Origin of the sequence: Holtiella tumoricola (assembly GCF_027857615.1) — a bacterium.
Classification (GTDB): Bacteria; Bacillota; Clostridia; order Lachnospirales; family Cellulosilyticaceae; genus Holtiella; species Holtiella tumoricola.
In genome coordinates this window covers 21,633-36,277 of record NZ_JAQIFT010000017.1, presented here as the reverse complement: position 1 = coordinate 36,277, position 14,645 = coordinate 21,633, and the positions used below count along the sequence as shown (strand labels likewise).

Here is a 14,645-nt window from a genome sequence, read left to right as displayed (position 1 = left end):
CTAAAGAACAATAAGTATTATATCTTATTTCTTTACTTATGTCAATAACTTTTTAAGCTTGTCCATTTTAATGAATTAAAATGGCGGAGAAGGAGGGATTCGAACCCTCGCGCCGGTTACCCGACCTATACCCTTAGCAGGGGCACCTCTTCGGCCAACTTGAGTACTTCTCCGAATTATAAATAAGTTATTTAGTTGCGTTGTTTTTACTTTCGTTCCCTCAACGCAAGATTTATGATACCAATTAATTTGCTATATGTCAACCCTTTTTATTATTTTTCTATTTTTATTTTGTAACCTTCTTGATCTTACTTGTATTTCATAGGCTTTTGGGTATTTTAACTTTTCTTTTTTATTACTTCGTTAGCCTTTTATCTCTACAAATCTATTTTCTTTTTTAACTTTTCTTATAATAAAAGCTATCTTCTTCTCTTCTCTATCTTTTAATTATTTTAATTATAATTTCTTATTCTACTCTTTATAATATAATGTTTCTCTTTATATGTTAAAAATGCATCTCTTATCTATTACTGATTAAAATAAATGTATTCTAATTTATAGCTCCCCCCTATTCTATTAATTTTTACATGCTTGCCTAATTTAAAACTATATTGAAAACAAATAAAAAAAGATAGCACCTTTAGGATTTCTCTAGAGGTACTATCTTTTGTAGTTGGAATATCGGTTCATTAATAAAAAAGTTTGAAAATATTTACCCTTTTACCCCTATAAAAAAGTTGTTATTTGCACCTATTTATATAGATTTCATTTCTAATGGGTTAATCGAGCATTTCCTAAATAAGAAATTAATATTTCCTCTTCAATCATATCATTTTAACTGATTATTTACAATATATTTAAAGCCTTATTCTTCATCTTCTTTATTAATTTCTTTAAGGGCTTCTTCTTTAATTTTAGTTAAACATACTACTTGTACACCTTCATCTAAATTAATAAGTTTTACCCCTTGAGCATAACGACCAACTGAAGAAATTTGAGAAACATTAATACGAATAATAACTCCTAATGAGTTAATAAGAAGAAGTTCTTCATCTTCTTTTACAGAAGTAATACCTACAACACAGCCTGATTTATCTGTAATATTATAGACTTTAAGACCTTTTCCACCACGTTTTTGTGCTCTAAATTCTTCTACTTTTGTTCTTTTACCTAAACCATTTTCTGAAGCTACTAGGATTTGTTCACCATCTTTAGGTACAGTTGCTCCTATAACTTCATCATCTTCAGCTAAATTGATTGCTCTAACTCCTCTAGCTGTTCTACCCATAGGACGTACATCTGTACCTTCAAACATAATACCTTTTCCTTGTTTAGTACATACTAGAATAGTATTTTCTGGAGTAGTTTCATATACACCCATTAGTTCATCATCTTCAGCTAATGTAAGTGCAATGATTCCACCTTTTCTAATATTTTTAAATGCATCAAGATCTGTCTTTTTAATTTGTCCTTTTTTAGTAATCATTGTTAAAAATACATTATCTTGTTTTTTCTGAACTGGGAATACCGCACTTATTTTTTCATCTTTATCGAGTTGCAAAAGATTAATAATAGCCATGCCTCGTGCTGTTCTTCCTGCTTCAGGAATTCTATAAGCTTTAATCTTATAAGCTTTTCCTTTATTTGTGAAGAACATAATTTCATCTAAGTTGCTTGTTACAAATAACTGTTCAATGAAATCATTTTCAATAGTATTAACACCTATAATACCTTTGCCACCACGATTCTGTTGCTTATACGTATCTAATGGAATACGTTTGATATAACCTAAATGAGTCATTGTTACAATTACTTGCTCTTCATCTATTAAGTCTTCAATATCAAAATCATCGTCAGATGCAGTGATATCAGTTCTTCTTGCATCTGCATATTTATTACGTATTTCTTCAATTTCTTCTTTGATAACTTCATATAATCTATATTCATTACCTAAGATTTCTTTGTAGTAAGCAATTTTCCCAAGTAAATCTTCATATTCTTGCTCTAACTTTTCTCTCTCTAATCCAGTTAAGGCTCTAAGACGCATATCTACAATAGCTTGTGCTTGTATTTCTGTAAGCACAATTTCTTCCATAATACGTTCTTTTGCTTCTTGAACTGTTTTAGAAGAACGAATCAATTGAGTAATTAGATCAATCTTATCTAACGCTTTTCTTAAGCCTTCTACAATGTGTGCTCTATCTTCTGCCTTTTTAAGGTCATATTGAGTTCTTCTTGTTACAACATTTTTTTGATGTTTTAAATACTCTTCTAACATTTGCTTTAGATTAAGTACTTTTGGTTTATCATTTACAAGAGCTAACATATTGATACTAAAAGTATCTTGTAACTGAGTGTATTTATATAATTGATTCAGAATAACACTTGGATTTACATCTCTTCTAAGTTCAATTACGATAGTCATACCATTTCTATCAGATTCATCACGAAGATCTGTAATACCATCTATTTTTTTGATTTTTACAAGCTCTGCAATTTTCTCAATAAGCTTAGCCTTATTAACCATATAAGGTATTTCTGTTATAAGAATACGTGATTTACCACCATGCATCTCTTCAATTTCTGCAGTAGCCTTAACTTTAACTTTACCTTTACCTGTACGATAAGCTTGGTCAATCCCATATCTTCCTTGAATTGTAGCCCCTGTTGGGAAGTCTGGTCCTTTAATGATTTCCATGAGTTCTTCAACTTCTGTCTCACGTACTTCATTTTCTTCATTAAGTCCCATATAGTTATTAATCATTTTCACAACACCATCTACAACTTCACTTAAGTTATGTGGTGGAATATTAGTAGCCATCCCTACAGCAATACCTGATGATCCATTAACTAATAAGTTTGGAAATCTTGCTGGTAATACTACTGGTTCTTTTAAAGATTCATCAAAGTTTGGTCTGTAATCAACTGTTTCTTTCTCTATATCAGCAAGCATAGACATTGTAATTTTACTCATTCTTGCTTCTGTATAACGCATGGCAGCTGCACTATCTCCATCGATATTACCAAAGTTACCATGTCCATCGACAAGCGGATAACGTATAGAGAAATCCTGTGCCATTCTAACCATAGCATCGTAAATGGAGGAGTCACCATGAGGGTGATATTTACCCATGGTATCCCCAACAATACGTGCTGATTTTCTGTATTGCTTATCTGGCCCTAAGTTTAACTCATCCATTGCATATAAGATTCTTCTATGAACTGGTTTTAAACCATCTCTAACATCTGGGAGTGCACGAGATACAATAACACTCATAGCATAATCTATATAGGATTTTTTCATTTCTTGCTCAATATCTACTGATATAATTTTATCATAACTTTCATTGAATTCGTCCATTTTATTCCTCCTCTCCTACTATATATCTAAGTTCGTTACTTTCGGTGCATATTCATGAATGAATTCACGTCTAGGTTCAACTTTATCACCCATAAGTGCTGTAAATATTTCATCAGCTGCTGCTGCATCTTCAATATCGACTCTTACAAGTGTTCTTGTTTCTGGATCCATTGTTGTCTCCCATAGCTGATCTGGATTCATTTCTCCAAGACCTTTGTAACGTTGCATTCTTGAAATACCTGTTCTACCGATTTCTTCAAGGATTTTTTCTAATTCTCTATCATCATAAGCATAATGCTTTTTCTTATTTTTCTCTACTAAATAAAGAGGTGGTTGTGCAATATATATAAACCCATGATCAATAAGTGGTTTATAGTATCTATAGAAGAATGTTAAAAGAAGTGTACGAATATGAGCACCATCAACATCGGCATCAGTCATAATAATAATTTTGTGATAACGTAATCTATTTACATCAAAATCTTCACTAATTCCTGCACCAAATGCAGTAATCATATTACGAATTTCTTCACTTTCTAGCATTCTATCAATTCTAGCCTTCTCTACATTTAAGATCTTACCTCTAAGTGGTAAGATAGCCTGTGTTTGACGAGATCTTGCACTTTTAGCTGAGCCACCCGCAGAATCCCCTTCGACTAAATAAATTTCACATTTACTTGCATCTTTCTCAGAGCAATCTGCTAATTTTCCTGGTAATGCTGTACTTTCAAGTACACTTTTACGACGAGTAAGTTCTCTTGCTTTCCTTGCTGCATCACGTGCACGTGCTGCCATTGTTGCTTTTTGGATAATCATTTTAGCAACATTTGGATTTTGTTCTAAGAAATAAGTAAGTTGTTCAGTAAATACACTCTCTACTGCTCCACGTGCTTCACTATTTCCTAATTTGGTTTTGGTTTGTCCTTCAAATTGAGGTTCACCTATCTTAACACTAATAATAGCTGTTAAGCCTTCTCTAATATCTTCACCACTTAAGTTAGTATCTGCTTGCTTTAAAAGATTCATTTTTCTTCCATAATCATTTAAAGTTTTTGTAATTGCTGACCTAAAACCAGATAAGTGTGTTCCACCTTCTGATGTATTGATATTATTTACAAAGCTATAAACATTTTCAACATAACTATCATTATGTTGGAAAGCTACCTCAACATTGATACCATCTTTTTCACCTTCACCGTAAAAAATTTCTTCATAGATAGGTGTTTTGTGTTTATTTAGATGGCTAACAAATTCTTTAATTCCACCTTCATAGTGGAATACTTTATGTTTATGCTCTTCTCTTAGATCTACTAATTCAATTCTTAATCCTTTTGTTAAAAAGGCTGTTTCTTGCAAACGTTGTTTAAGTACATTGAAATCATATATTGTATCTTCAAAGATTTCATAATCAGGTTTAAAGTGTACAAATGTACCTGTTTTATCTGTATCATCTACTACTGTAAGAGGACTTACTACATGCCCACGTTCAAATTTTTCTTCGTGAACTTTTCCTCCAGTGTATACTTTTACCACAAGCCATTCAGATAACGCATTAACAACTGAAGCACCTACACCATGTAGACCTCCGGAAACTTTATAGCCTCCTCCACCAAACTTGCCTCCTGCATGAAGTATAGTAAATACAACCTCAACCGCTGGAATTCCCTTTTGTGCGTGAATACCAACTGGAATCCCACGTCCATTATCTAAAACAGAAATTGAGTTATCTGGATGGATAGAAACAACAATAGTATCACACTCTCCAGCTAATGCTTCGTCAACGGCATTATCTACTATTTCATAAACTAGGTGGTGAAGACCTTTTGAAGAAGTACTACCAATATACATACCTGGTCTTTTTCGTACCGCTTGCAGCCCCTCTAATATTTGTATTTGATTTTCATTATACGTTGCTGCCATAATAAGATCTCACTCCTTTAAATTTTCGAATATGCATAATATACCAAACTTCATTATACCTCAAAACTCTTTCAAAGGCAAACTTTGTCAATATATGGTGCCTTTTCTGACATTATATAGTTTACCAATTTTTTGGCTATTCCATACACTTTGTTCTACACCTGTGCATGTAATTAGTGTTTGGATATTTTCTGTGTATGAAAATAAATATTTTTGCCTATTATCATCCAATTCTGATAATACGTCATCTAATAAGAGTATAGGCGACTCTCCTAGATGCTCTTTCATCAAGTAAAGTTCTGCTAACTTCATAGATAAAACTACTGTACGCTGTTGCCCTTGAGATCCATATACCTTTACATCCATACCATTAATCAAAAACTTTAAATCATCTCTATGAGGACCTACCGAGCTACTTTGAGTCATAATGTCCTTTTGTCTATATTTACTTATTTTAGTTTCTATATGTTCACTTAAGACGTTAGGTTCATAAACCACTTCAAGTTCTTCTTTTCCACCAGATATATCTGCATGTATTCTTTTTGCAATGTTATTAATTTCTTGTATAAACTCTTGTCTACGATTAATGACTTCCTTTGCGTACTCTACGTATTGCATATCCCATATATCTAGCATCTCATTATTAGGATTCTGATGAAATTGCTTAAGAGCATTATTCCTTTGTTTAAGCACCTTATAATATTGCTTAAGAGCATAGTAATATAGTTTATTAAATTGGCATAACTCAATATCTATAAAACGTCGCCTCTCCTTAGGACTTTTTTTAATCAATTGAAGATCCTCTGGTGAAAACATTACAACTGTTAATGTTCCGAATAGTTCACCTAATTTTGCTACAGGCATTTTATTAATAGCAACAGCTTTTCCTTTTTGGGTAAGATGAAAATCTATTTTATCCTCAAATGTTTTCTTTTGTACATCTAAAGTAATATGTGCAGCCTGTTCATTCCACATAATGACTTCTTTTTCTTGAGATGTTCTATGCGACCTAGCTGTAGCACATAAGTAAATAGCCTCTAATATATTTGTTTTACCTTGTGCATTGTCTCCCTTAAAAATATTGATACCATTATCAAGTTTTAACTGCACTTCTTTATAATTCCTAAAATTACTTAAAGTGATTTCTTGAATATACATGAGGCCTCCTCTATATAACTTCTACTGCTTATATAATTTCGTAGTCATTTCCATCAAATTCAACCTTATCACCAACTCTAATCTTTTTACCTCTTTGAGTACAAATTTCTCCATTAACTAATACAAGACCTTGTGCAATTAACATCTTTGCTTCTCCACCACTTTGCACCATTTCAGCATATTTCATAAGCTGGTCTAATTTGATAAATTCTGTTGTAATTTTAACTTGTTTCATAATATTAATTTCTCCTTTAATTTAAACTATTTTTCATATAGGCAATAATCGCTCTATGTTTCTAGATAAAGAAACAAAGAGCGATTATTGTTATGTCTTATCTACGCATTGAGACGAATTGGTAAAATAAGATATTTATAATGATCACCCTCTATTGGATGAATGATACAAGGGGTTAGTGATGAAATAAAAGTAATACTTACTTCATCATCATCAATAGATTTTAATGCATCAATAAGGTATTTAGGGTTAAATGCAATACTTAAGTTATTACCTTCAAGTTCGATAGCTACTTCTTCAAGTGCAGTACCTAATTCTGCTCTTGATGTAATAATCATATTATCGCCATCTATTTCAATTTTTATTGGATTCTTCTTACCTTCTCTTGAAATAAGTGCAGCACGTTCAATACTCATTAAAAATTCTTTACGATCAACTTTTACCTTTGTTTCATAATCAGAAGAAAATACTTGTTCATATTTTAAAAATTCACCTTCTAATAAGTTCGAAACAACTTTACTTTCACCTAAATCAAATAAAACATGTTTATCTTCAAAATAAATATCCATTTCATCATGTTCATCACTTGAAAGAATCTTACTAATCTCATTAAGTGTGCGTCCAGGAACGACAACTTCACACTCCTGATTCTCAGTTGAGATAGGTATATTCCTGTATGAAATACGATATCCATCTACAGTAACCATACGAAAACTATTATCTTTAAGTTGAATCATCTCACCAGTAAGGATTGGTCTTGATTCTTCTTGGGCAACAGAAAAAATAGTTTGTCTAATCATATCTTTAAATACTACTTGTGAAATTGTATATTTATTCATTTGTTCTACCTTAGGTAAATCAGGGAACTCATCTCCTAATTGTCCTGCTATTGAGAACTTTGATTTTTCACAAATAATATTAGTCATATGATTTGAGCTAGTTGAAATATCTACCGTTTGGTTCGGCATTTTTCTGATAATTTCAGAAAAGATTTTTGATTCAAGAGCAATAGAACCTTCTTCTAAAACTTCAGCTTCAATAGTACTTTCAATACCAAGTTCTAAGTTATACCCAACTAATGTAACTTGATTGTTATGAGCTTTGAGTAATATACATTCTAAAATAGGCATTGTTGTTTTTGTTGAACAAGCTTTAAGTACAGTATTGATACTATTGAGTAGTAGATCTTGTTTACAACGAATATGCATGTGGATAATCTCCCTTCGAAAATCTTTTATAATAATTAAAGTAATTTAGCAATGATAGTAATAGGGGCTGTTGATAATGTGTATAACCATTAAAAACCTATATTTTGTGGATAAAAGTCCATGTATATAGGCCTGTGGATTATGGGTGTGTATTAAAGTGAGTTATCAACAGTATTAACAAACAAAAAAAATTAAAATAAATATCCACACCTCATCAAGATAGAATTCACATGAGGGTGTGAATAATTATTTTCCTGTTATTTTATTCTCTAATTCAGTAACAATTTGAGATAGCTCAATATCTTTAGTTAAATCTTTAGAGATCTTTTCAAAACCATGAATAATCGTTGTATGGTCACGACCACCGAATTTCTCACCGATTTTTGGGAGTGAAAGATCTGTAAGTTTTCGACATAGATACATTGCAATTTGGCGTGGATAGGCAATATTTCTAGTACGTTTAGCTGATTTAAGCTCATCTACTTTAAGATGGAAGTAGTCAGCAACAATTTCTTGAATATAATCAGCTGTAATGATCTTAGGTTTGTCCTTAGAAATAAGATCTTTAAGTGCTTCATTAGCTAATTCTACAGTAATAGGCCTATTGGCTAGAGAAGAAAAAGCAAGAATGCGATTAAGTGCGCCTTCAAGTTCACGAATATTAGAGATAACGGTTTTAGCAATAAAAAGTAAAACATCTTCAGGAACAGAAAGACTTTCAAGTTCAGCTTTTTTTCTAAGGATAGCAATACGTGTTTCTAGATCAGGGCTTTGAATATCTGCAATAAGCCCCCATTCAAAACGAGAACGTAAACGATCTTCTAAGGTTTCAATTTCCTTAGGGGGACGGTCACTCGAGATAATAATTTGCTTATTAGCTTCATGTAGCGTATTAAATGTATGGAAGAACTCTTCTTGAGTACGTTCTTTACCTGCAATGAATTGAATATCATCAATTAATAAAACATCGATATTTCTATATTTATTACGAAAAGCTTCATTTTTGTCATCTCGGATAGAGTTAATAAGCTCATTAGTAAACTTCTCTGAGGAAGCATATAATACCTTTGCACTAGGGTTTTGATCTAAGATATAGTGTGCAATAGAATGCATAAGGTGAGTTTTACCTAGACCAACACCTCCATATAGGAAGAGGGGGTTATACGCACGAGCAGGTGCTTCAGCAACAGCAAGAGCAGCAGCATGTGCCATGCGGTTACTATTACCTACAACAAAGGAATTAAATACGTATCTTGGATTTAGGTTACTTCTTATATTTAAAGGGTCTTCAATAATGGCTTCTTTCTTTGGAGAAGGTTTTTTAGATACATATTGGCCATCTTCGGACACAACAACAAAGTCAAAGTTATATTCTTTACTGAGAACCTGAAGCACACTATTCTTAATAAGCTCGAGATAACGAGTACTTAGAATTTCTTTATTAAAGTCATTTTTTACGCTGATTACCATAGTATTATTGAAAATATCTATAAGCTTTGTTTCTTTGAACCAAGTGTTAAAGCTAACAGATGAGGTTTCGGGCTCAATAATACTGAGGATAGCGTTCCATTGGTCATCATAATGGTGCATCATACAAAACTCCTCCTACAAATACACAATTTATTCACAAGTTATTTTAGTATTGTCAACATGTGATTAATTTAATCAATTCTTATAAACAATATGGGACTAATTTAAGTAAGTAATCAAAAAAAATATGAAAGTCTCGTTAAAGGATAAAGTTATCCACTTAAAAATAAGTATAAATTTGTTAAAAAATAAGGAAAAAACGAATAAAATATATGTTATACACAAGTTTATCAACAGAATGTGAATAACTTTAATATTTCAACAACTTATACACAACTAAAATAATAATATCAAAATAGCTGTTGAAAAGCAACAGATTTAGAAAAATATCCACAGGTCGGTGTATAAAAGTTTCGGGGATATTTTGATGAAAGAGTGACAAAAAAGTACAAAACATGACGAAAAGTAATAAAGCAAATCATAAAAATTCCCAGAAATAGATGCTTGACGAGTTTTTAGAAATCTTCTATACTATGAATAGTGCTTATTTGTTCAATAACTCTATATAGAGTTGTGTGTGCGAATTTTTATTTTATATTATTTAGTGTTTAGTTATGTGCATATTATGTGGCGACTTTATTATTAATATAAGGAGGTGCTTCATAATGAAAATGACATACCAACCAAAAAAACGTCAAAGATCTAAAGAACATGGTTTCCGTAAAAGAATGAGAACTAAAAACGGTAGAGCGGTAATTGCTAGAAGAAGAGCAAAAGGTAGAAAAAAATTAACAGCATAAGAATTAAGGCCGCCAATGGTGGCCTTCTTTTGCATATCTAAGGAAATTTAGGAGTATAAATAATGAAATATACAGTATCTCTTAAGAAAACACCTGAGTTTAGAAATGTCTATAGAAGAGGAAAATCTGTAGCAAATAGATTTCTTGTTCTATATAAGTATAAGAATGGAAAAGAGATTAATAGGTTAGGCATATCCGTAAGTAAAAAAGTAGGTAATAGTGTTGTAAGAAGTAGAGTAACAAGATTAATACGAGAAAGTTACAGACTATCAGAAGAAACTATTACGCAACCTGGATGGGATTTTGTTATTGTAGCGCGTACAGCAGCAAAAGAAGCTAGTTATCAAGAAATTGCGGATGCATTGAATCAATTAGTAAAACAACAAAAAGTTTTTAAGGAAAATTCATAACAGTCTTACAAAAATATGGTAATATAATATAGAGTTATATGACATATAGAGTGAGTGTAAGGTTTGATATTTCAGTTCCTATTAATTCTACCATTTTAATATACATTTCTAAGATTAGGTGTATATTTTTATTTTGTATGTAATAATTAGAAAAGGTAGTTTTTGGAGAGATTAAGAGGTATAATAATGAAGAATATATTGCAAAGAATGGCTTTGAGGGCTATTCGAGGTTATCAAAAGTATATTTCACCCCTCTTTGGTGCAAAATGTAGGTTTATACCAACCTGTTCAGCTTATACGTATGAAGCGATTTCGGTGCATGGTGTTTTTAAAGGAAGCTATCTTGGGCTTAAAAGAATATTAAAATGTAATCCACTTCATAAACCTATGTATGATCCAGTACCACCTAAAGAGAAAAAATGTCAGTAAGTCAATAAAATACCTAGGAGGAACCCAATGGGAATTATAAACAACTTTTTTGGCATGATCCTCAATCTTATATTTGAGGGTGTAGCAATGATTACACCGGTGTGTACATTAGGTATTACCATTATTGTATTCACTATTGTAACAAGACTTTTACTTACACCGCTACAAGTTAAACAAATGCGCACAACACGTGCCATGTCTAAAATTCAACCAGAATTACAAAAAATCCAAAAGAAATATGAAAATAAGAAAGACCAGCAATCTCAGATGGCATATAGTCAGGAAATGCAAGGACTTTATAAAAAGTATAAAATCAGTCCATTTGCAGGGTGTTTACCAATGCTTATTCAATTCCCACTGATTATTGCTCTTTATAATGTACTGAGACAGCCAAGCACATACATTACAAAACTTGGTGAGTTATATACTCAAATTGCAGATGTACTAGCTAATAATGTGACAAATGTAAGTGATGTAATCAATAAGATATTAGAGCAAATTCCACTTAGCCAAAATGCTATGATAGAAATTCAAAGATTAGGTGAGAATGTAACACTTGCGGATACATTGAGTCATTTTACTACAGATCAATGGGCATTATTACATCAAAATGTATCACCTCAGGTTTTTGCATTATTAGAAAAATTATTAGAAGCTAAACATGGATTTGAGTATTTCTTAGTAAACTTAGTAGATTCACCAGCTCAGCTTGTAGCAAACGGTCAATACTTGGCATTTTTAATTCCAATTGCAGCAGGTGCATCAACATTTATCTTTAGTAAAATTACAATGGCAGCGAGCCAACCAACACAAGGGACAGATAATAATCCAGCAAACTCTATGATTAAGACAATGAATATCATTATGCCAATTATGATGGGGGTATTCTCATATCAAGTAGCAAATGGTTTAGCATTATACTGGATTGCAAGTAACATTATCATGATGGTTCAACAAATGTGGGTTAATAAATATGTTGATAAGCAACAGGCTATTTTAGAAGAGCAACTCAGAAAAGATAGAGAAGCTGAAATGGCTAAAGCAGGAGTTAAAAAGAAAAAGAAGAAAAAACCAAAACCACCAACTGAGGGTGGACAACCTGTTGAAGCAAAAGAAGGAACACAAGAAGAGAGTCCTAAGAAAGTAAAGCCAGCTACTGAAGATGGACAACCGGTGAAGAAAAAGAAAAAAGTAGTTAAAGATCAGACATCAGAAAATACAAAACAGGATTAATAAATCTGGGGGTAGATAATAATGATGAGTGTAGAAAAAACTGGCAAAACAATAGATGATGCTATAACCGAAGCTTTAATAGAGCTCGGTGCAACAACAGAAGAAGTTGATGTTGAGATTTTAGAGAGAGGCTCAAAAGGATTTTTGGGGCTTGGTGCTAAATACGCTAGAGTAAGAGTAACACTTAAAGAAATATCCAGTACCCAAGATAAGCTACAATCTGCCATTAAAGAAGATGTCTTAGTTGAAATAAAAGAAACAATTAAAGAGGATTTAAAAGAAGAAGTTAAGGTAGAACATAAGAAAACTGATCTTAATGTAGATGATGCCATTAAATCAGCAACAGAGTTTTTAAGTTCTGTGCTTAAAGAAATGGGAATCCAAGCAGAATTTGAATCTAAAGTTGAAAATGAAAGAGTCTATATCAATATTTCAGGTAATAAAATGGGAATGGTTATTGGTAAAAGAGGTGATACACTAGATGCTTTACAATATCTAACAAATATTGTAGTTAATAAAGGCCATAATGATTACGTTAAGATTATGTTAGATACAGAAGATTATCGTAGTAGAAGAGAAGAGACCTTACGCAAAGTAGCCTATAAGTTTGCTAAAAAAGCTACTCAAACAAAGCGTCCAGTTATTTTAGAGCCAATGAATCCATATGACAGAAGAATTATTCATTCTGCCTTACAAGATAGCAAGCATGTAAAAACACATAGTGAAGGTAAAGAACCTTTTAGAAGAGTTGTAATTACACCACTACATGTTAATAAATCCTATAAATAGTTTTAATAAAGCAGCAGGGCATTCTTTAGGGAAGGCTCTGCTGCTTGTCTATGTATAGAATATAGAGTATAGTAATCTTTAGAGTTAAGCTGAAAGGAGCTTGTTTTATGATTTATAATGATACAATAGCGGCTATTTCCACTGCTCCAGGAGTAGGTGGAATTGGTATTATTAGAGTAAGTGGCATGGATGCTATCCAAATTGTAGATGAAGTTTTTAAAGGTGTAAGTAAGAAAACACTTCAAGAGTCACCTAGTCATACTATTCACTATGGCCATATTGTGAATAAAGAAGGTAAAGTAATAGATGAAGTACTTGTAATGTTAATGAAAGCTCCAAAAACATTTACACGTGAGGATGTAGTAGAAATAAATTGCCATGGTGGTCCTGTACCATTAGAAGCTGTTTTAATGGAAGTTATTAGAAAAGGGGCAAGACTAGCAGATTCAGGTGAATTTACTAAGAGAGCCTTTTTAAATGGACGAATTGATTTAGCTCAAGTTGAAGCTATTATGGATATAATTGAAGCAAAAACAGAGGTATCATTATCTCAAGCAGTGAATCAATTAGAAGGTAAACTTTCTAAACAAATTAAAGAGTATCAAGATACTTTAATTCAGATTATAGCGCGTATTGAAGTATCTATTGATTATCCGGAATATGATGAAGATGAACCGCTTGCAAATGACTTTGTGGATGAAATTAAAGCATTAAATGACCAACTTAAGAAGTTACTTGCAACTGCTGATACAGGAAAAATGATCCGTGAGGGAATTAAAACTGCTATAGTAGGTCAGCCTAATGTAGGTAAATCTTCACTCTTAAATGCTTTATTAGAAGAGAATAAAGCCATTGTAACAGATATACCAGGTACAACTCGTGATGTTGTAGAAGCATATCTAAATATTGATGGTATGCCATTTGTATTATTAGATACAGCAGGCATTCGTGAAACTGAAGATATAGTAGAAAAAATAGGTGTAGAACGTTCTAAGGAGTCTATTGAAAAGGCAGACCTTGTATTGATGCTTATAGATAGTTCTAGGGCGTTAGATGAAGAAGAATTGAATATTATTAATGAACTTACTAATAAAACTGTTATTTTTGTTCTTAATAAAATAGACTTACATTCAGTCATTACCCAGGAAATTTTAGAACAATATACAAAAGGTCAACCTATTATTCAAATCTCAGCAATGAAACAAAATGGATTAGATACATTACGACAAGCGATGAAACAATTTATTGTTAAACAAGGTATAAGTATTGGACAAGAGGCAACAATTTCTAATCAGAGACAAAAACAAAGTTTAGTTAAGGCTATAGAAAGTTTAGATAAAGTTGAGGATACGATAGATATAGGTATGCCTGAAGACTGCATAGCAATTGATTTACATGATGCATACGGTCATCTTGGAAATATTGTAGGAGAAGCGCTTAAAGATGAAATTATAGGTGAGCTATTCTCAAGATTTTGTTTAGGAAAATAATAAAATAGCCAATTTAGGAAAGATGTGTTATAACACTTCTTGATTAAAAAGGTGTATAATAGAAAATGTTTTTGATAAAGAA

12 protein-coding genes and 1 tRNA gene are annotated in these 14,645 nt (G+C 32.0%); 6 read left to right on the top strand and 7 right to left on the bottom strand.

Annotation, left to right across the window (positions count from 1 at the left end; translation table 11 throughout):
* Positions 1-81 precede the first annotated feature (81 nt).
* The 7 genes from PBV87_RS05450 to dnaA all read right to left on the bottom strand — a co-directional run bounded on the left by PBV87_RS05450 (position 82) and on the right by dnaA (position 9,475).
* Positions 82-173: transfer RNA gene (locus tag PBV87_RS05450), tRNA-Ser, on the bottom strand.
* 692 nt (positions 174-865) lie between these two features.
* Positions 866-3,361, bottom strand: a complete 2,496-nt coding sequence (gyrA, locus tag PBV87_RS05445) for a DNA gyrase subunit A (protein WP_271011427.1) — start codon at positions 3,359-3,361, stop codon at positions 866-868.
* Between the two features lie 18 nt (positions 3,362-3,379).
* Positions 3,380-5,281 (bottom strand): DNA topoisomerase (ATP-hydrolyzing) subunit B, encoded by a 1,902-nt coding sequence (gene gyrB / locus PBV87_RS05440; protein ID WP_053982797.1) that lies wholly within the window; start codon positions 5,279-5,281, stop codon positions 3,380-3,382.
* Positions 5,282-5,368: 87 nt separating this feature from the next.
* Positions 5,369-6,439, bottom strand: a complete 1,071-nt coding sequence (recF, locus tag PBV87_RS05435) for a DNA replication/repair protein RecF (protein WP_271011426.1) — start codon at positions 6,437-6,439, stop codon at positions 5,369-5,371.
* Positions 6,440-6,467: 28 nt separating this feature from the next.
* A complete protein-coding gene (yaaA, locus tag PBV87_RS05430) occupies positions 6,468-6,674 on the bottom strand; it encodes a S4 domain-containing protein YaaA (RefSeq protein ID WP_053982799.1) in 207 nt (68 codons plus the stop codon).
* 101 nt (positions 6,675-6,775) lie between these two features.
* Positions 6,776-7,882 (bottom strand): DNA polymerase III subunit beta, encoded by a 1,107-nt coding sequence (gene dnaN / locus PBV87_RS05425; RefSeq protein ID WP_053982800.1) that lies wholly within the window; start codon positions 7,880-7,882, stop codon positions 6,776-6,778.
* A gap of 246 nt (positions 7,883-8,128) precedes the next feature.
* Entirely contained in the window at positions 8,129-9,475 is a 1,347-nt protein-coding gene (gene dnaA / locus PBV87_RS05420; RefSeq protein WP_271011425.1) for a chromosomal replication initiator protein DnaA, read from the bottom strand.
* A gap of 602 nt (positions 9,476-10,077) precedes the next feature.
* Here dnaA and rpmH point away from each other — a divergent pair.
* From rpmH to mnmE, 6 genes are all read left to right on the top strand, one after another.
* Positions 10,078-10,212 (top strand): 50S ribosomal protein L34, encoded by a 135-nt coding sequence (rpmH, locus tag PBV87_RS05415; RefSeq protein WP_053982802.1) that lies wholly within the window; start codon positions 10,078-10,080, stop codon positions 10,210-10,212.
* 62 nt (positions 10,213-10,274) lie between these two features.
* Complete coding sequence (gene rnpA, locus PBV87_RS05410) at positions 10,275-10,622, top strand: ribonuclease P protein component (protein WP_053982803.1); 348 nt, start codon at positions 10,275-10,277, stop codon at positions 10,620-10,622.
* Between the two features lie 186 nt (positions 10,623-10,808).
* Positions 10,809-11,051: a membrane protein insertion efficiency factor YidD gene (yidD, locus tag PBV87_RS05405; protein WP_053982804.1), complete on the top strand. Its 243-nt coding sequence runs from the start codon at positions 10,809-10,811 to the stop codon at positions 11,049-11,051.
* 27 nt (positions 11,052-11,078) lie between these two features.
* Positions 11,079-12,284 carry a YidC/Oxa1 family membrane protein insertase gene (locus PBV87_RS05400; RefSeq protein ID WP_271011424.1) on the top strand — a complete coding sequence of 402 codons (1,206 nt, stop codon included), beginning with the start codon at positions 11,079-11,081 and terminating at the stop codon, positions 12,282-12,284.
* 21 nt (positions 12,285-12,305) lie between these two features.
* On the top strand, positions 12,306-13,073 hold the full coding sequence (gene jag, locus PBV87_RS05395) for an RNA-binding cell elongation regulator Jag/EloR (RefSeq protein WP_053982806.1): 768 nt from the start codon (positions 12,306-12,308) through the stop codon (positions 13,071-13,073).
* A 107-nt stretch (positions 13,074-13,180) separates the two neighbouring features.
* Complete coding sequence (gene mnmE / locus PBV87_RS05390) at positions 13,181-14,563, top strand: tRNA uridine-5-carboxymethylaminomethyl(34) synthesis GTPase MnmE (protein ID WP_271011423.1); 1,383 nt, start codon at positions 13,181-13,183, stop codon at positions 14,561-14,563.
* Positions 14,564-14,645 lie beyond the last annotated feature (82 nt).